The organism is Rahnella sp. PAMC25559 (assembly GCF_050632365.1).
GTDB lineage: Bacteria > Pseudomonadota > Gammaproteobacteria > Enterobacterales > Enterobacteriaceae > Rahnella > Rahnella rivi.
Genome location: NZ_CP192543.1, coordinates 2,321,376 through 2,339,800 on the forward strand (window position 1 = coordinate 2,321,376; position 18,425 = coordinate 2,339,800).

Here is an 18,425-nt window from a genome sequence, read left to right on the forward strand (position 1 = left end):
TCAGTCCTTATCAACAGGAGGATGAGAATAAACAGGTGCCCGTTTCAGCCACAGTTTTACCGCCTGCCAGTAAATGGTCAGGGCGGTTTTCGCGGTCATGAGGGGCAGTCGCCACAATTGCTTACGCAGCGCCTCGCGGGTCAGCGGCAGCGCCCTGAGCGACAGGGCAGCATCGAATTCACGTTCTTTGCGGTGATTTTCGATAGTGATGTGTAACTCTTTTCCGGGTGGGGTGAGACGCCAGTGATAGACCATGTCCATCGGATTAAAGGGCGACACATGAAAGGCTTTCGGCACCGGTTGCGAGCCGTCAGGGAGCACGGCGTAGGTGTGGCGTTCGTTCCAGGGCGTATTGCGTACTTCGGCCAGCATCCAGCGCAAAATACCTGCCTTATCATACAGGTAGTAAAAATTGACCGGATTAAAATAGCAGCCGAAATAGCACAGCTGACACAGCAACATCACCCGGCCATCCGGGCGTTCTCCGGTCAGTTCGGCAATCCGGTCCTGCGCTTTGGTTTTGATGTCGCCGCCGCCGAGATAATCTTTGCGGCGAAAGCTCGCCGCAGAAAACCGCTCAAGGCGGATGCCCACGGCGGGGAGTTGATCCAGCTCGTCAAGGTCGATCAGCGGCATGAAAATGTCGTAGTCGAAGCGGTGATCGACCGGCGTAAACCGGCGATGGCGCACCGTGCCGACGTACAGCGTGCTGTTCATGACGCGGCCTGCTCAGAGGTACGTTGTTCTGCTTCACGGCTGAGTTGCAAATCCAGTTGCGCGACCACATCGCGGGCGCTGTTGACACCGTCTTCATGAAATCCGTTGTACCAGTACGCGCCGCAAAACCAGGTGCGGTGCTGGCCGTTAATGCGAAAACGCTGTTGCTGCGCGTGGTGACTTTCCAGATTCAGCACAGGGTGCATGTACGTGGTGCGGAAAAGCACCTTGCTTTCATCAATCGGCGTCAGCGGATTGAGCGAGACGCAGAAGGTGTGCGGCGCATCCAGACCCTGCAAGATATTCATGTTGTAGGTCACGCTGGCGCGGCGGGTGTGCGCCGGGCTGGTATCGCGCATATCGGCGCGGGTGGAGGATTTCAGCGAATTAGGTAACTGATAATTCCAGCTCGCCCACGCGCGCTTTTCACGCGGCAACAGATGAGTGTCGGTGTGCAAAATCACGTCGTTGGCCTGGTACGGCAGCGAACCGAGTATGGCGCGTTCATCCGCCGTGGCGCTGTCGCCTAAAATGGCCAGCGCCTGATCGGAATGGCAGGCAAAAATCACCTGATCATAGGTTTCTTCGCCGCGTGCGGAGTGCAGCGTCACATCGTAAGTGCTGCGGGTGATGGCAGTCACCGGCGTATGGGTTCTGAGGGTCACGCTGCGCGGTAATTTTTCGTGCATCCGGCGGATATATTCCCGCGAGCCGCCCGGCACCACCATCCACTGCGGGCGGTTAGCCACGTCCAGCAGGCCGTGATTGTCGAAAAAGCGCAGGAACATCGACAGCGGAAAATTCGCCATGTCGTTCAGGGAAGAGGACCAGATCGCCGCGCCCATGGGCAGCACGTAGTGCAGGGCGAAAAACGGGGTAAAGCCGTTCTGATCCAGCAAGTCAGCCAGCGTATCTTCATCGTTATGCGCATTGACCAGACGCGCCTTGCACAGTTTATTAAAACGCAGAATTTCGAGGATAAACCGCCAGAACTGTGGCTTAAACAGGTTACGCCGTTGGGCAAAAAGGCTGTTCAGCGAGTGGCCGTTATACTCCAGCCCGCTCACCGGGTTTCGCACCGAAAAACTCATTTCGGTGGTCTGGCCTTCAATGCCCAGCTCTTTCAGCAGGGCAATAAAATGAGGATAGGTGCGGGTGTTGTAGACAATAAAACCGGTGTCGATGGCGTACTCTTTGCCGTCGCACACCACGTCCTGCGTGGCGGTGTGCCCGCCCAGCGTCGCCGCGGATTCATATACAGTAATTTCACAGTCAGGCTGACGCTGCGCCAGTAACCACGCACAGCTGAGGCCGGAAATACCGCTGCCGACGATCGCCACTTTTGTTGTCATCTTATCTCACCATTTTTCGGCTTAACCATTTTTGCACGCCCACCGGCAGCAATGCGGCCGCCTTCAGTAAATGGGCAAAAAGTGGCGGGAAGGCAATTTCACTGGCTCCGTGCGCCAGCTTTTTACGGATGTGCGCCGACGCCTGGGTGACGGTGACCATCATCGGCATCGGAAAGTCATTGCGTGAGGTCAGCGGGGTATCGACAAAGCCCGGCTGGATCAGCGAAATGTGAATATTGCGCGACATCAGATCGACCGACAGCGAACGGGCGAGATACGCCAGCGCCGCTTTGGAGGCACCATAGGCTTCGGCGCGGGGGAACGGCAGCAATGAGGCGGTTGAACCGACCAGCGCCACGCGGCTGCCGGGCGCTAAACCGGGCAGCAGGGCATCGAGGCAGTTCACCGGTCCCATGAAATTCGTGTTGATGACCCGTGCGACTTTTTCAGCTTCCACCACGCCGTTATCCAGGTATTCACAGGTACCGGCGCAGAGGATCACCAGATCGGCCTGCACGCCCTGAAGTGCCTGACGCGTTTGTGCCAGATCGGTGATATCAAAACTTAGCGGGACGATAAGCGGGCTGTGCCCGGCAACGGCGTCGAGTTTGCCGCCATCGCGACCGCAGGCCGTGACTTCCCAGCCTTCATCAGCATAATCCTGCGCCAGTTGCTGACCGATACCTGAACTGGCACCGGTGATCAGTACGCGGCGCATTATTTCAACCTGGCTTTGATGGCGCGAACGGCACCGCCGAGCATCGGGACGTGCTCGTAAATCATGGCACCGAGATCGTAATAATCGCGCTGATAAATGATGCGGTTTTCGGCAAGGCGTAAATGGCTTGCACCGTTAAGAGACATCGCCTGACCTTTTTTCAGTGAAGGGTGGGAATACTCCATGCGCCAGAACAGCGACGCCTCTTCGCCCTGAATCAGCGGAGGCTGAATATCAAAGCGGCAGTAATTCACTTTTTTGAGCAGTTGTGCGAAGTATCGCTCAAGGGCATCTACGCCGTCGTAATGGGAGACCGGATCGATAAACACCACGTGCGGGTGATAAATGCGCGAAAGCTGGGGCAGCAGGCTCATGTCCAGATGACGGTAGAATTCACACAGTCGCGTCAGGACATCGGCTGAAAGAGGGGGTTCAGGAAAATGTTTAATCATTATTTTTCCTTAAATTTGTGTATCGGAACAACCGTCTCATCATCGGCAACTGCGCAGATTTCAGCCTCTTCGTGACTTCCTGTCTCAGCCGCCAGCAGCACCGATGCGCTGCCAAGCAGGTAAATTGTCAGACCCTGATCGACCCACTGCGCCATGCGTAAACGCTGAATTTGCGTCAGTTTTCCTTCCGCCCACAGGTAGACTTCATCGCACAGCACGTTTTCCAGATGCGGGTCTTCGAGATGACCGGGCAGAACCTCAACCTGCATCCCTTCTTCACACCGCACGATGGCTTCAAGCCACAATTCGGTGGTATCGATTGCGCCCCAGCCCAGCAGCGCAGCCCGCACCCCCGGACGTTTACGGGCGGCATTCATGCACATCACCGCATGTTCGATCACCAGGCCATCGAACAGACTGCGCAGGGTGCGCAGGCGGTGATCGCCGGGATTGAGCCGGGCGCGCAGCGGGCGAAATACATTGTTCACCAGCGCCGCAGCGGGATATTCGCGCCCGAGTTCGGTTATCACCTGACGCACTTTCTGGCTCTGGCCTCTTTGCAGGGCCGTCAGCAAACGGTGCTCGGATTCCGACCAGTCGCCTGACACCGCCTCAACTTTGCCTTCCAGCAGGGATTTCACCTGACCGACCGGGATACCCCGTTCAATCCAGCCTAAAATGGTGCGGATGGTGTCGAGATCTTCATCATTAAACAGCCGATGGCCGCCTTCGGTACGCTGCGGTTTAAGCAGGCCATAACGGCGCTGCCATGCGCGAAGCGTGACCGGGTTGATACCACAAATGCGAGCAACCTCGCCGATGCTGTAAAGTGACATGTGTTGGCCCAAATATTCATAAAACTAATGTTAACTCTAGCGTCTCGTCGCAAAGTTGTACAACTTTATTATTTTTGTACAACTTACCTAATACTAACGGATTACATTATATTAACTTGCCTGTTTCCCTGATAAGAGATAATTTCCCTGCATTGAGAAATCAGGCGGGGTAATGAAATGGAGAACGGGCAGGAAAGTCACGATCTGCGGCTGGCAGAACGGCTGGCGGAATTACGCATCGCACAGGGCTGGTCGCTGGAGTCTCTGGCGCAGCGCACGGGGATCAGCCGGGCAACGCTTTCAAGGGTGGAGCGCGCTGAAACCAGCCCGACGGCGTCTGTGCTGGGTAAACTGAGTGCGGCCTACGGGCTGACCACCTCACGGCTGCTGATGGCGCTGGAAGATAATCCGCCAGAACTTATCCGCGCCGCACAGCAACCGGTCTGGCATGACCGCGAAACCGGCTTTGAGCGCCGTTCTGTGTCTGCACCGGCGCCGGGATTTCGCGCCGAGCTGATTGCCGGGCATCTTAAAGCCGGTGCCACAATTGTCTACGATTCACCGCCGGTTGCGGGTCTTGAGCAGCACATCTGGATGCTGGAAGGGCTGCTCGATTTCACACTGGATACGCGCAGTTACCGGCTCGAACCGGGCGACTGTCTGCGTTTTCATCTTCATGGCTCCTCCTCTTTTTATGTTCCGGGCCCGGCCGATGCGCGTTATGCCATCGTTATCACCCGTCCTTAAACTCTGTCAGAAATAAGGCTTAACTCTATGCAAAGTGTCAGTGAAGTAGTGATCAGTGAAGTGCAGGGCGGTGCATTGACGGTGGCCGATCTGGAGGCGTTAGCCGATACGCTGATGCAATCCGTCGCGCTGGGGGCGAGTATCGGTTTTGTACTGCCGTTTGGGTTTGTGCAGGCGCAGGCATTTTGGCAAAAGTTGTTACCCGCTTTTGAGCTTGGGGAGCGGCGTCTGCTGGTGGCGCGGCTTGACGGGATCATTGTCGGAACGGTGCAGCTGGTGGTTGATCAGCCTGCCAATGGCGCACATCGGGGCGATATCGTCAAACTGATGGTGCATCCTGACGGACGTCGCCGGGGCATTGCCCGCCAGCTGATGGCCTGGGCAGAAGCGCTGGCGCGGGTGGAAGGAAAAACGCTGCTGGTGCTCGATACCGTTACCGGCAGCCCGGCGCAGACCTTATATGAAGATCTCGGTTTTGAGCTGAGCGGCACAATACCGCATTACGCGATGTCCACCACGGGAATTCTGGAATCCACGAGTGTGATGTATAAGGTGTTGGTTTAATCAAGTTCAAGTTCAAGTTCAAGTTCAAGGTCGTGGGCGTCGGCCCACACCGACTTGGGGGTGGCTTATCGCCGCCACCCCCAAGACCCCCAGGCTCTTTCACTGCGCGCTGCCGCTCGCTGGCTATGTTTCAGCACCCTCCGCTATTGCCGCAAAATCCCGCTGCTGCGCAGTCCCCTCCCGTCGGGTTCCAACCCGCGCAAAAAAACGCGCGGTTTTCCACCACTCCTCCGGCGCGATTTTTGAGCGCGGCTGGGGGATTTTTAGGTCGTCACCTCACTAACTTTGATTTTTTAAAAATCAAAAGGGGCGGATTGGGTTTTATCTTTAAAAATAGTGAGATGGCGCGCTCAAAAATCTGGCCGACCGGGGGTTCGAGACGCAGGGCTCGAATCCCGCGGGGAGGGAACCGCGCAGCGGCAAGATTTTGCGCCACATTGGGGAGTATCAGATCATGTCCGTCGACCCAGCGGCAGCGCGTGTTTATAAAAAAGCGAGGAGAGTGCAGAGAGGAAAAGCACTTTCCTCTCTGCTCGGTTTCGGCGCGAAAAGTCAGGCGAGCACCGCTATTGAGAAACCGAAATGTTCACGGTTTTGAGTCAATTTTGAGCGACACCGCGTGTTTAAAAAGCGAGGAGAGTGCAGAGAGGAAAAGCATTTTCCTCTCTGCTCGGTTTCGGCGCGAAAAGCCAGGTGAGCACTGCTATTGAGAAACCGAAATGTTCACGGTTTTGAGACAATTTTGAGTGCCACCGCGTGTTTAAAAAGCGAGGAGAGTGCAGAGAGGAAAAGCACTTTCCTCTCTGCTCGGTTTCGGCGCGAAAAGCCAGGTGAGCACTGCAATTGAGAAACCGAAATGTTCACGATCCTGTCAACAGGCCAAGGCGCAGCCGGAAACCAACTTTACTCCGGCAACCGCCCCCTGAACCCCCGTGTCGGATCATTACCTTCAACTTTCCGCTTATCCTGCCACAGGTTCATCCGCGATCTGAGTGAGCCGTTAAGCTCATCATGCACCTGCTTAGCCGCTTCAGATTCAGGATTCAGCTCCAGTACAAACTCCATAAATTTACCGGCGATGTAACGATTTTTCTTAACGCCGGTGCCGGTCAGCCACGCCATGCCGAGGGTATAGGCCGCTTCGGCGCGATCGGGATGATCTGCGTTGTGCAAAATCTCCGGCAACCACTGCTCGGCTGCCTGACGTTTTTGTGCGTCTGAACCGTTATCAAGGGCACAACTCGCGCGCCAGTAGGCGGCAGATAAATGCCCCGCATCCATTGCACGCTGATACCACTGCATTGCCTGCTCGTAATCGGGTTCCCCACCGAGGCCTTCGCGCAGGGCGTTTGCGCAGGTGAACATCGCCGGAACCATGCCGGAACGTGCTGCGCTCAGCACACAATCCATGGCGTTGCTGTCGTTGTGATACTGCGCGGGGACGTCCTGATGCCAGGTGTTGCGATAGAAAAAATACAGCTCATAACAGTGGATGGCGCTGCCGTGACGCGCCATTTCGGTCATCAGGAAATGCGCTGCATCCAGATCGTCATTGATCGCCATATCGTGTGCCAGCGTCACCAGATCTTTTGCGAAGCGATCGTCGCCGGATTGCTGCATCAGCGACCAGGCGTGATCCATCAGCCCTGCGCACAGTTCCGGTTTTGCCGGTAAGCCGTATAAACCGTATCCGAGCGCGGCGGCGGCAAAGGCCACCAGCGTCGGGTGAGTCGCCTGGCTGAGAGCGCGGGTCAGCAGCGCCGTCAACACCGGCATGCCTTCTTCGTGGCCGTTCGCCAGCACCGCACGGGAAATAAACATCGTGGCGAAATCTCCCGGCATGGCCTGCGGGCTGACGGCAAACAGTTCCTGATAGACGGCTAAACCTGCCTGATCGTCATCCTGCCAGTAGGCCACGCAAATTCCGGCCAGATCCAGCAGGCGGATACGCGTGGCCGGATCAAGAGACTGCGCGAGGAGTCCGGCCAGACGCTGCTGTAACTCAAGGGCGCGGGGCGAATCGCGGTCGGCGATATCCCCGGAGAGCGCATCACACAGGGCGTTGGCGCGAAACTGATTACGTTCTTCTTCGCTGAATTCCGCACACAGCGGGCTGTCGATAATTAACATCTGCTGTTCATCGCTGCCGCCCCAGAAGGCGGAATGGAAAAGCAGATAGGACTCCATGGTGCCGACGTCGGCATGACGCACGGACATCGCCATGCGCAGCCAGTAATCCACCGGTTCTTCATCCGGTTTGCGGGTGTCCTGCAACGCCACGGGTAACGTCTGCGGCCACTGTGTCGCCGGTTCGAATCCGAGCGCATGAATGTGGGCGACGCCGTCCTGCCAGATTTCGCTGCCCTGAATCGAAAACTTCTCATGCAAGGGCAGCGGAACTTCACCGGCAAACAGAGATTTTAGCCAGTAAGGTTCACCGAATCCGCCGCTGAGATTCATCATATGGCGGAAGGCGTGCGTCGGGCGCTGATGCAATTCTGTCGCACGTAAAAAAGCCAGCACGGCGTAATCACAGCACAGCTGAGCACCGAGCCACTGGTGATCTTCCACTTCCTCACCGGCCGCTGTCTGGCGAATCAGCCAGGCGTTTTCATGCCAGACCATGCCGAGCAAGACGTGGGCGTGGTAACTCTGCGGACATTGCTGCGCCCAGTCGCTGAGAATTTCCAGCGCGTTAAGCGGCGGAGTCTCGCTGCCGGTAAATAAGGTTGCGGGATGCATCAGCAGCCCATACACGGAATCCCCTTCAGTCTGGTTCTGCCATCCACGCATCAGTGACAACAGCCACTCGTCGAGTTTCAGAAAACGGCGGGTTGCCAGCAGCATTCTGGCTTTGGATAGGGTGTCGGACTGATCCTGGTGCGGCATGAGTTTCCCTGAACGGTTGAGGAGCCTGAACTATCGTATAAAGAAGGTATTACGTGGCAACGCAGTCTAACGTTGTTATGCGCACAGGTCAGCGGGATTGCTCTGACTTTAGGTAGATCCCTTCATGCTTGTCGTGGCCAGGAGGCGGTGTCGCCTCCCGCAGCGGAAATTATGCTGGCTATAGTAACGGATCCGCTCCTGAGTGACGAACAAACCCTGCACAATTTAACGCTGAATAAACCGGCATTATTCCCTGTCTATTTCGGTATTTAGATATCGGATATTAATTAAATGGCTGTGTGAAATAAGGAGAAAGGGTGAATTAATTATGGAGGAAGAATGTCAATATGTGTAATAACCACCCGCATTTAATATCACGCCACGCAATCATTAATCTGGAAGCAAAAAAAAACCGACCACAAAGGGCCGGCTGTTGTTTCCACAAAACGGGAAATGAGGGTAATTCAATAACAAATAATGATGATAGCGAGGAGAAGTATATATTATTGCTTGGCGTTTGCTTTATCACTTAGTGCGGTAATGATTTGGATTAACACAATGATTTAATTGAATTAAATGCTAATTTAGCTTTGCGTGCTTTAATTTAACAAAAATAAACAGACGTAAATTTCCTCTTTTTTAATATTTTGTTACATCTATCAATAAATAAGAAATGTCTTAACTAACTTCGTATCATTTTCTTTCTGGCTTATTCATCGTTATATCCAGAGAATGGGGTTGCCATGTCGGGCCAACAATTCTTAAAAAAGTTTTACCTCAGTAAAAAAGAAAAAACGATACTTTACATTCAGTGGCGCGGCTCGACACCTATCGAGGATAAATATAATGAAACTCCGTATTCTTTCGCTCATGATCCCTGCGTTATTGGTCGCAGGATCAGCCAGTGCGGCAGAAGTTTACAATAAAGATGGCAACAAACTGGACCTCTACGGTTTAGTTGACGGTTTACACTATTTTTCCAACAACGCGGGTTCTGACGGCGATCAGAGCTACATCCGTTTAGGCTTCAAAGGCGAAACGCAAATCACCGACCAGCTGACCGGCTACGGTCAGTGGGAATATCAGGTTCAGGCTAATCAGGCAGAAAGCTCTGACGATGGCGATCGCGCATTTACCCGTTACGGGTTTGCGGGTCTGAAATTTGGTGATATGGGGTCATTTGATTACGGTCGTAACAACGGCGTGCTGTATGACGTGGCCGCCTGGACCGACATGCAGCCTGAGTTTGATGGTTCCACCTACGGCGCGGATCAGTTCCTGTTCCAGCGTACTAACGGCGTGGCGACCTACCGTAACGATAACTTCTTCGGCATGGTGGATGGCCTGCACTTTGCCCTGCAATATCAGGGTAAAAACGACAGCGGCGGCGGCGAGCCGGGTACCCGTGATGTGCTGACGCAGAACGGTGACGGTTACGGCATGTCTCTGAGCTACGATATTGGCGCAGGCGTCAGCGTGGCGGGTGCCTTCTTTAACTCCGACCGTACTGACGAGCAGAATTCCGCACCGGGCATTATGGGCAAAGGTAAAAAAGCGGAAGGTTACACCGGGGGTCTGAAATATGACGCCAACAATGTGTACCTGGCGGCGATGTTCACTCAGGCTTATAACGCTTCCCGCTTCGGTTCTACCGATTCAGAAGCTTACGGTTATGCCAACCAGTCTCAGGCGTTTGAAGCCTACGCCAGCTACCAGTTCGACTTTGGTCTGCGTCCGTTCGTGGCGTATAACCAAACGCGCGGTAAAGATTTAGGCACAGACCGTCTGGGCAACAACTATCAGGATCAGGATCTGGTGAAATTTGTCGATCTGGGCGCCAGCTACTACTTCAACAAAAATATGTCGGCCTACGTTGATTACAAAATTAACCTGATCGACAGCAGCACCTTCACCGATAACGCCGGTATCAATACCGATGACGTGACGGCGGTGGGTCTGGTGTATCAGTTCTAAGCGTGCCTTTCTCAGACACAGAATGACGCTCAGGATGATAAAAAAGCAGTGAAAGCGTGAGAAAAGCGCGGCCATTACCGGCCGCGTTTTTTTATGGGCGCTGAACCGCCGGGGGCTGCCCGGTAAAAGCCACCAACGTGGCTTTGAGCATGGAAAGCACCTGCGGGATGTTGCGGTTGATTTGAGCGGTCACAATGGCGCCGTCGGTTATCATCGCAATGGCCTGCGCGCTGAACGCACGCTCCGCGCTTTCAGGAAGACAGGCCGCGATGGCATCGGCCATCTGCTGTTTATGGCTGGCCGCGATGTCGAGCACCTGCGGCAGCGGTTCCGAAAATTCCAGGGCGCTGTTGATAAACGCACAACCGCGAAAATCCTCAGACTCAAACCATTCGGCCAGCGTTGCCGTCAGCGCCAGCGGAAAATCGCCGGCACACGCGCTCATTTCCTGCGCCAGTTTTTCCTCAAACCACGTCATCCAGCGTTCATGCCGGTAATCGAGAAATGCGCTGACCAGCAGATTCTTACTGGCAAAATGACGATAGAACGTCACCTTGGTCACCCCGGCTTGCCTGATGATCAGGTCAATCCCCGTGGCGCGGATCCCTTCACGGTAAAACAAGTCATGGGCGGTCAGTAAGATCCGGTCACGGGCGGGCAGGGCAGAACGATCGACAGACATTGAAAAAACCTCCGGAAGTGAATGCATCGATTGTAGACAACTCTGTCTACATGCGCTAGGCTTTTGTGTAGACAGAGTTGTCTACATCCTTTCTTCCACATGAGGTACTTATGTTAACTAAACCGCCGTTACCCCCCTTTAGCCGTGAAAGCGCAATCGAAAAAATCCGTCTGGCGGAAGATGCCTGGAACAGCCGCGACCCGCTGCGGGTCAGCCAGGTTTACTCGGCGGATACCCGCTGGCGAAATCGCAGCGAATTCGTGAACGGGCAGGATGCCGTGGTGGCTTTCTTACAACGTAAATGGGCCAAAGAGCTGGAATACCGGCTGATCAAAGAGTTATGGGCGTTTGACGGTGCGCGGATTGCGGTGCGTTTTGCTTATGAATGGAAAGATGATTCGGGTAACTGGTTCCGCAGTTTCGGCAATGAGAACTGGGCGTTCAACGAGCAGGGACACATGTTTGAACGTCACGCCTGTATCAATGATTTACCGATTCAGGAAAGTGAACGCAAATTCCACTGGCCGCTGGGGCGCAGGCCGGATACGCATCCGGGCCTGACGGAGATGGGTTTTTAACAGCCTCAGGCTGATTTCTGGTGGATCAGATGCAGCGGCGGAGAAACATCGAGTTTGATATCGGGGTTTTGGCGGAATTCATGCGGCGTAATATTAAAACGCTTGCGGAACATGTAGGTGAAATGCGACTGCGAGCCGAATCCGAAATCCATTGCGATATCAAAAATCGGTGTTTCACTGCTGCTCAGCTGATAAACAGCGCTCGCCAGACGACGTTCCCTGATGTACTTCCCCAGAGAAATGCCCGTCGATTCCTTGAACAGTTTTTGCATGTGCCAGAGCGAATAGCCGGAGTACTCAGCCAGTTCTTCCAGATGGATCACACGGCCCAGATGGCCTTCGATCCATTTGCTGAGTGCGCTGACGATTGCGAGATGAATGTCTTGAGCCATAACCAGTCTGTATTGATGTCGAATAGGCCTATTATACACGACTTAGCGATGATGGCGTGGCAGGTCTTGCGGATGAGAAGGGTTCACAAAAATGGCCCGCAGATCAGAACTGCGCGTGCAGCCTGACGGGCCATGATTTACCGCAACAGCATCCAGTGAATTAATCTGGCAATGCCATCGTCCAGAAGTACGATCCCGACGAGAATAAGAACGATCAGAATAATAAAGTTCTTACGGGTTGGCATAGGGATACCTCAGTTACCAGGGGCCGCTGCCCTGCATATTCAGCGCAATAACACCCATACAGACCACTACAAATACCAGCAAAACGATAAATAGCCGCTTCATTCTTTTCTATCAGAGCCTGAGCTCTTCCTCCAGCGTGGGGCTAACCCGCAAATGACGTCACTTCTGTGCTGTAAACCTGTGTGTTTAACAGCATCAGTTTTACTAACAAATCACGCGCACGTTAACCCTATTTACCGCACAAATCCAGTGACAGCGCTGCTGTGACGCTATCCCTCGGTGGCCGGACGTCTCACCAGATCGGTTTTCTGGCCGCCGTTAATGACAGTGGTCGGCGGCGTTTCAGGCACCAGCGCATCCGGGGCGATATTCATGTGATTGAGGACTTCGCCCATGATTTGCCCGAATATCGGGCCAGCCACTGAACCCCCGAAGTGTTTACCGGCTTGCGGATTGTTGACCATCACCACCAGCGCCACGCGCGGATTACTGGCCGGTGCGACACCGGCCGTATAGTTGATGTAGCCGCCGTCATATTTGCCGCTGCTGCCCATTTTTTCTGCCGTACCGGTTTTGATCGCTAAACGATAACCGGGAACCGCGGCACTGAGGCCGGAGCCGCCGGGCAGGGCGTCGCTTTCCATCATATGAATGACGGTTCTCACCACGTCAGCAGACATGATCCGGGTACCCAGTACCGGAGGCGTCACTTTGGTGATCGACAGCGGGCGATAAATCCCTTCTGAGCCAATCGTGGCGTACTCGCGGGCGATTTGCAGCGGCGTCACGCGCAGGCCATAACCGAACGAGAAGGTGGCACGCTCGATGTCTGCCCAGCGTTCACGGTGCGCCGGGAAATAACCGCTGCTTTCGCCGCCGATACCCAAGTCTGTGGGTTTGCCCAGCCCGAACGACTGGTAGAGTTGCACCAGCACGTTGGCCGGCATTGCCAGAGCGATATGGGACACCGCGATGTCGCTGGATTTTTGCAAAATACCGGTGATGGTCAGGGCAGGCCAGTGGCCGACGTCTTTGATCAGGTGGCCGTTAACGGTGTAGGGGTGGGTATCGAGAACGGAATCAGGGCGGATCATCCGCCGTGCCAGACCGGCCATCACCACCAGCGGTTTCACGGTAGAACCCGGCTCGAAGCTGTCACTGATGGCGACGTTACGCATGTCTTTGACCGCGACACCGGCATAATTATTCGGGTTGTAGGAGGGGAACGACGCCATCCCTAAAATTTCGCCGGTATTGACGTCCACCAGCACGGCGGCGCCAGATTCCGCCTGGTTGAGCAGAACGCCGGTGCGCAGACGCGAGTAAAGGACGTACTGCATAAAGCTGTCGATGCTCAGATTGATGGTCGGCGGTTGTTGCGGAGCGACCTCTTTGAGCACGCCAATGACGTTACCGTGGCGATCCTGACGGTATTCACGCATTCCCGGCTTGCCTTCCAGCAGCGCATTGAACCCTTTTTCGATGCCATTCAGCCCTTCATTGTCGGTGCCAACCACCCCGACCAGGTTGGCCGCGGCTTCGCTCATCGGGTAGTAGCGGCTGTCATCGTGAATACTGCTGATGCCGCCGAGATGCAACTGACCGATATCTTCGGCAATGCCTTCTTCAATTTTGCGACCAAGGTAGACAAAGCGGCGCTGCGGATCGCTGTTGATGGTTTGCTGCAACTGCGAAAGCGGCATATTGAGCGCTGAGGCCAGATATTGCCATTTCGGACTGTTCAAATCGCTGTGCAATTCGAGGATGCGGAACGGGTCGGCCACGATGTCTTTCGATGCGACGCTTAACGCCAGCGGGTGGCCGTTACGGTCGGAGATCGTGCCACGCACGGCAGGAATGACGTTGGAACGCAGCGAGCGGGAGTCGGCTTCTTTCTCGAGCATCGGCTGATTCAGCAGCTGTAAATATCCCACCCGGCCCAGCAGAAGTGCCATACAACAGACGATGCCCAGACAAATCAGCGCAAAGCGCTTGGCATAAAAGTGGGGTTGGGCGCTGGATTTTTTTGAGCTCGGTGGCATGGCGGTTTCGCAAAGTCATGAATGCATTTGAAGCGAAAAGCGAGGAGGCGGGGACAATAAAAACCGGATAATTCTCTCCAGTCTGTACCCAATATAATGCGACTCATCGCTCTGATTGATAATGAATTTCGTATATCACCGACATCTTATATTAAGCCAAAGGCATGGATTGTTTATTTCAATTGCGCTTTGTAAGCAAGTGCAACGGCAAAGCCCGTTTTTATTCCACCGACAGCCATTCATCCGCTTCTTCGAACATTTCCTCTAACATTTGATTTAATTGTGAGCGTTCCTGCTTACTGGCCCCGTGAGTATTCAGGCCGTTCGCCTGCATAGGCTTCACTTTGACTTCCGCGTCAGGAAACATTCGGTGAACACGTTTCGCCAGCTCGGCTTCAATTTTTTCACTGGCGTTTGGGATGCCGGAGACATTCCGTTTGTCAAAAATCAGTTCAACCCGCATAACTTTCCTCGTGATTATTGTATGTGATTAACTGGCTAAATATACAGTAACTGACCGGTCTGCTCTAGCGATTTTTGACCCTGACGGTGGAATCAGATTCACCTTTTTAAGCGTAAATTCATGTAATTCGCCAACCATAACTCTTGTGAATGTTTTCCTGGCCGCTAGAATGGCGGCGAACTGTACGAGGGAAATGTGGATAAACAACGGCGTTCAGCACTGATTTTCTTTTGCCTGGCCTGTCTCGTCATACTGACTTGTATGACGCAGCGCATTGCCGGGCTGAACGCGTTATCTGCCATTGTGAATCAGTCTCTTGTGACGCAACCCGCGTCTTCTGCACTGGCTGAAAAGCCTGCCGGAGTGGAAACCCTCCCCACACCCTGCGAACTGAGCAGTAAATCACTGCTTTCTGTTCCGCCTCTCCTCCTGGAATTTGCGTTGCTGGCGCTGAGCCTGCTGCTGGCCTTTTTGTCACGCGGCACGATGGCGGCCATTCGCTTACGTCTCCCCGACGCCGTGCCGGTACCCCGATTGCGGGTGCATCTGCGGCTGTGCGTTTTCCGGGAATAAAAATACACCTGCGTTGTTCAACGGAAGGTGACCTTTTTATTTTTGGAGAAAATCTATGCGAAGTTTATTCAGGGCGGCGTTTGGCTGCTTTCTGATGCTCTGGCTGCACGCCGGAACAGCAGCCGATTCCGGCTGGCTGCAAAGTCCGCAAAATACACATGCCAGGGTGCGTTTACAGGCGCAGCCTGCGGATGGCATGGCCGGCGAAACCCGAATGCTGCTGTCGGTCAGTCTGGAAAAAGGCTGGAAAACCTACTGGCGCTCGCCCGGTGAAGGGGGCATTGCGCCGTCCGTCAGCTGGGAAAGCGAGGCTGTCGCCGGTGCCGTGACCTGGTTCTGGCCGACGCCGTCGCGGTTTGACGTGGCGGGCATCACCACGCAGGGCTATCACGATAACGTCGATTTGCCGCTGATCATCAGCGCTCAGGTGCCTGAGAAACTTGCCGGTACACTGACGCTGCCGGTGTGCAGCAACGTCTGTATTCTGACTGATTTTCCCTTCAGCCTTGAGCCCGGCGCGGGCGCTGACCGTGAGGATTTTGCCCGCCAGTTTGCCATCGCAATGGGAAAAGTGCCTATTGCACAAGGGCTGACAGACCGCGCCTCGGCAGGTTATCGCACGGGCAGCCTGCTGATTTCTGCTCATCGCGAGCAGGGCTGGCAAAACCCTGAGCTGTTTATTGATACGCTCGACGGCAGTGCGTTTGGTAAGCCGGTCGTGAAGGTGGACGGGGCGCAGTTACAGGTCACGCTGCCGGTGACTGACGAGTGGGGCGATGTGGCCGGGGATCTGCGCGGCAAAAGCGTCAGCGTGGTGCTGGCAGACAGCGGCCTTGCCCAGCAGCTTAACCTGAACGTCGGGGCGCTGCCCGCGCCCGCAGGCCGCGGTGCGGTGCTGTGGCAGATCGCGCTGATGGCGCTGGCGGGCGGATTTATTCTCAATCTGATGCCGTGCGTGTTGCCGGTGCTGGGGATGAAACTCGGCACAATTTTGCAGGTGGAACACCGTGACCGGCAACGCGTCCGGGTGCAGTTTCTGGCCTCATCCGCCGGGATTATCACGTCGTTCCTCGCGCTGGCGTTACTGATGACGGTGCTGCGCGCCACGAATCAGACGCTGGGGTGGGGCATTCAGTTTCAGAACCCATGGTTTATCGGGCTGATGGTGACGGTCACCGCGCTGTTCACCGCCAATCTGCTGGGCCTGTTTGAGATCACGCTGCCTTCCCGCCTGACCACGCGGCTGGCGACGCAAAAACGCAGCGGTTTAGCCGGTCATTTTGCCGAAGGCGCCTTCGCCACCTTGCTGGCAACGCCGTGCTCTGCGCCGTTCCTCGGCACCGCCGTGGCTTTTGCGCTGGCGGCTTCGTTGCCGGTGTTGTGGGGATTATTTCTGATGCTGGGAATGGGCATGAGCCTGCCGTGGCTGATGATCGCCCTCTGGCCGGGTCTGGCGTTGCGGCTTCCGCGCCCTGGCCGCTGGATGCTGCGTGTGCGGATGGCGCTCGGTGCGCTGATGCTCGCCGCCTGCCTGTGGCTGCTCAGCCTGTTGCAAAACCATCTGCCCGAACGCGGGGCAATGGTCATCGCCGGGGTTCTGCTGCTGATACTGGTGGTGGCCTGCGCACGCCGTTATGGCCTGCGCGCTGCGGCAATCGCCAGCGGTGCCGGGCTGGCGCTCTTCTTCAGCCTCTCCTGGAACGCCGGTATCCACCCCCCGCGGGATGAAATTCGCTGGCAACCGCTGTCAGAGCAGGCGATTCGTGATGCGCTGGCAGAGAAAAAAGTGGTGTTTGTGGATGTTACCGCTGACTGGTGTGTGACCTGTAAAGCCAATAAATACAATGTCCTGCTGCGTGATGATGTGCAGCAGGCGCTGACGGACAAACAGGTCGTCGCCCTGCGCGGTGACTGGAGTTTGCCGTCGCCCTCCATCAATGAATTTTTGCAAAAGCGCGGCAGCGTCGCCGTACCCTTTAATCAAATTTATGGCCCGCAGCGGCCTGATGGCGAGATTCTGTCGCCGCTGCTGACCCGCGAAGCCGTGTTAAAGGGGCTGAAAAATGCCCAGGGAGCTGAATAATGAAAATGTTAATGCTGATACTGATGATGGTGATGTCTCCCGCGGTGCTGGCGATGACGCCGGAAGAGACGCTGTTCAACAATCCGGCCACGCCGCACTTTGGTGCCAAAAATCCCCGGCTGACGATCGTGTCATTTACCGATTACAACTGCCCGTACTGCAAACAGTTTGATCCGCTGCTCGCGCGCGTCGTGAAGGAAAATCCGCAAGTGGCGGTGGTGATCAAGTTGCTGCCTTTTCGCGGTGCCAGCTCGATCATTGCCGGTCGCGCGGCGATGACTGTCTGGGAGCAGCATCCCGACAAGTTTCTGGCTGTACATCAGCGCCTGATGTCCAAAAAAGGGCCGCATGATGAGGCCAGCGCCGTGGAGGCGGTGAAAAGTGTCGGACTGGCGCCGATCACCGTTACGCCAGCCAGTTATCTTGAGCTGAAAACCAACGTGGAAATTGCGGAAGTGCTGGGCATTCAGGGGACGCCAGCCACGATCATTGGCGATCAGCTGGTGGCGGGTGCCATCAGCTGGGAAGATCTGAATAAACTGGTGAAAGAGCAGCTGGCGAAGGCACAACATGACAAAACTTAAACGCCGGTTACGCGAAGGGGCGGTGATGGCGCTGCTGATCCTTGCCGTGACGTCCGGCATGGATTTCCTGCGGGCGCCGCAGGCTCCGGCGAATTTCGGCAATCAGGCCCTGCAAACTCTGGAGGGGCAACGCATCACGCTGCTCGAACAAAGCCAGCAGCGGCCGCTGCTGGTCTACTTCTGGGCGACGTGGTGCGGGATCTGCAAGATGACCACGCCGGGGGTGGCAACGCTGGCGCAAGAGGGCGGGAATGTGATCACCGTGGCGCTGCGTTCGGGTGATGCGGCAAAAATTCAGCAGTATCTGACCGCAAAACATTACGTCATGCCGGTGGTTAACGATCCGCGCGGCGAGATCTCGTCGCAGTGGGATGTGGGCGTGACGCCGACGTTTGTGATCATCAGTAAAGGCGAGGTGGTCAGTAGCACCACCGGCTGGACGTCTTCATGGGGGCTGAAAGCCAGACTATGGTGGGCGGGGCTGTAAACCGCCCGCGCCACTGACAAACAAAAAGGCCTTCACTGACGCATCG

General features: G+C 55.4%; 18 protein-coding genes. 8 read left to right on the forward strand and 10 right to left on the reverse strand.

Translation table 11 applies throughout. From position 1 onward, the window contains the following. The 5 genes from ACQZQY_RS11990 to ACQZQY_RS12010 are packed head-to-tail and all read right to left on the reverse strand — an operon-like array spanning position 1 to position 4,075. Positions 1 to 717 carry a DUF1365 domain-containing protein gene (locus tag ACQZQY_RS11990; RefSeq protein ID WP_056778383.1) on the reverse strand — a complete coding sequence of 239 codons (717 nt, stop codon included), beginning with the start codon at positions 715 to 717 and terminating at the stop codon, positions 1 to 3. Further along, positions 714 to 2,069 carry an NAD(P)/FAD-dependent oxidoreductase gene (locus ACQZQY_RS11995; RefSeq protein ID WP_431297140.1) on the reverse strand — a complete coding sequence of 452 codons (1,356 nt, stop codon included), beginning with the start codon at positions 2,067 to 2,069 and terminating at the stop codon, positions 714 to 716. Before ACQZQY_RS11995 ends, ACQZQY_RS11990 begins: the two co-directional genes overlap by 4 nt. 1 nt (position 2,070) lies before the next feature. Further along, complete coding sequence (locus ACQZQY_RS12000) at positions 2,071 to 2,787, reverse strand: SDR family NAD(P)-dependent oxidoreductase (protein ID WP_431297141.1); 717 nt, start codon at positions 2,785 to 2,787, stop codon at positions 2,071 to 2,073. Further along, positions 2,787 to 3,239 (reverse strand): nuclear transport factor 2 family protein, encoded by a 453-nt coding sequence (locus ACQZQY_RS12005; RefSeq protein WP_122095802.1) that lies wholly within the window; start codon positions 3,237 to 3,239, stop codon positions 2,787 to 2,789. The genes ACQZQY_RS12000 and ACQZQY_RS12005 overlap by 1 nt, the downstream gene beginning before the upstream one ends. Beyond that, a complete protein-coding gene (locus ACQZQY_RS12010; RefSeq protein ID WP_056778397.1) occupies positions 3,239 to 4,075 on the reverse strand; it encodes a MerR family transcriptional regulator in 837 nt (278 codons plus the stop codon). Before ACQZQY_RS12010 ends, ACQZQY_RS12005 begins: the two co-directional genes overlap by 1 nt. Before the next feature lie 177 nt (positions 4,076 to 4,252). Between ACQZQY_RS12010 and ACQZQY_RS12015 the strand changes: the two genes are divergently transcribed. After that, a complete protein-coding gene (locus ACQZQY_RS12015) occupies positions 4,253 to 4,822 on the forward strand; it encodes a helix-turn-helix domain-containing protein (protein WP_122095801.1) in 570 nt (189 codons plus the stop codon). Between the two features lie 27 nt (positions 4,823 to 4,849). Continuing rightward, positions 4,850 to 5,386 carry a GNAT family N-acetyltransferase gene (locus ACQZQY_RS12020; RefSeq protein ID WP_136375589.1) on the forward strand — a complete coding sequence of 179 codons (537 nt, stop codon included), beginning with the start codon at positions 4,850 to 4,852 and terminating at the stop codon, positions 5,384 to 5,386. A gap of 903 nt (positions 5,387 to 6,289) precedes the next feature. On the opposite strand, the gene ACQZQY_RS12025 is transcribed toward ACQZQY_RS12020, so the two are convergent. Further along, complete coding sequence (locus tag ACQZQY_RS12025) at positions 6,290 to 8,275, reverse strand: DUF4034 domain-containing protein (protein ID WP_431297142.1); 1,986 nt, start codon at positions 8,273 to 8,275, stop codon at positions 6,290 to 6,292. Between the two features lie 846 nt (positions 8,276 to 9,121). Here ACQZQY_RS12025 and ompC point away from each other — a divergent pair. Next, complete coding sequence (gene ompC, locus ACQZQY_RS12030; RefSeq protein ID WP_431297143.1) at positions 9,122 to 10,249, forward strand: porin OmpC; 1,128 nt, start codon at positions 9,122 to 9,124, stop codon at positions 10,247 to 10,249. 91 nt (positions 10,250 to 10,340) lie between these two features. On the opposite strand, the gene ACQZQY_RS12035 is transcribed toward ompC, so the two are convergent. Then, the gene (locus ACQZQY_RS12035) at positions 10,341 to 10,931 is read right to left on the reverse strand and encodes a TetR/AcrR family transcriptional regulator (RefSeq protein WP_431297144.1); all 591 of its coding nucleotides are present in this window, start codon (positions 10,929 to 10,931) and stop codon (positions 10,341 to 10,343) included. Positions 10,932 to 11,041: 110 nt separating this feature from the next. Between ACQZQY_RS12035 and ACQZQY_RS12040 the strand changes: the two genes are divergently transcribed. Then, on the forward strand, positions 11,042 to 11,509 hold the full coding sequence (locus ACQZQY_RS12040; protein ID WP_431297145.1) for a DUF1348 family protein: 468 nt from the start codon (positions 11,042 to 11,044) through the stop codon (positions 11,507 to 11,509). A 5-nt stretch (positions 11,510 to 11,514) separates the two neighbouring features. Here the strand turns inward: ACQZQY_RS12040 and ACQZQY_RS12045 are convergent, their stop codons facing one another. The 3 genes from ACQZQY_RS12045 to ACQZQY_RS12055 all read right to left on the reverse strand — a co-directional run bounded on the left by ACQZQY_RS12045 (position 11,515) and on the right by ACQZQY_RS12055 (position 14,652). Then, positions 11,515 to 11,901, reverse strand: a complete 387-nt coding sequence (locus ACQZQY_RS12045; protein WP_056778417.1) for a helix-turn-helix domain-containing protein — start codon at positions 11,899 to 11,901, stop codon at positions 11,515 to 11,517. 515 nt (positions 11,902 to 12,416) lie between these two features. Next, a complete protein-coding gene (locus ACQZQY_RS12050) occupies positions 12,417 to 14,189 on the reverse strand; it encodes a penicillin-binding transpeptidase domain-containing protein (RefSeq protein WP_122095796.1) in 1,773 nt (590 codons plus the stop codon). Between the two features lie 220 nt (positions 14,190 to 14,409). Beyond that, entirely contained in the window at positions 14,410 to 14,652 is a 243-nt protein-coding gene (locus ACQZQY_RS12055) for a DinI family protein (protein ID WP_056778422.1), read from the reverse strand. Between the two features lie 195 nt (positions 14,653 to 14,847). On the opposite strand from ACQZQY_RS12055, the gene ACQZQY_RS12060 reads away from it, so the two are divergent. Genes ACQZQY_RS12060 through ACQZQY_RS12075 form a run of 4 tightly spaced genes read left to right on the forward strand, consistent with a single transcriptional unit; the run spans position 14,848 to position 18,379 of the window. Continuing rightward, complete coding sequence (locus ACQZQY_RS12060; protein WP_431295672.1) at positions 14,848 to 15,225, forward strand: copper resistance protein; 378 nt, start codon at positions 14,848 to 14,850, stop codon at positions 15,223 to 15,225. Positions 15,226 to 15,280: 55 nt separating this feature from the next. Further along, positions 15,281 to 17,308: a protein-disulfide reductase DsbD family protein gene (locus ACQZQY_RS12065; protein ID WP_431295673.1), complete on the forward strand. Its 2,028-nt coding sequence runs from the start codon at positions 15,281 to 15,283 to the stop codon at positions 17,306 to 17,308. Further along, entirely contained in the window at positions 17,308 to 17,892 is a 585-nt protein-coding gene (locus tag ACQZQY_RS12070) for a DsbA family protein (protein ID WP_056778432.1), read from the forward strand. Before ACQZQY_RS12065 ends, ACQZQY_RS12070 begins: the two co-directional genes overlap by 1 nt. Next, entirely contained in the window at positions 17,879 to 18,379 is a 501-nt protein-coding gene (locus ACQZQY_RS12075) for a protein disulfide oxidoreductase (RefSeq protein WP_431295674.1), read from the forward strand. The genes ACQZQY_RS12070 and ACQZQY_RS12075 overlap by 14 nt, the downstream gene beginning before the upstream one ends. Positions 18,380 to 18,425 lie beyond the last annotated feature (46 nt).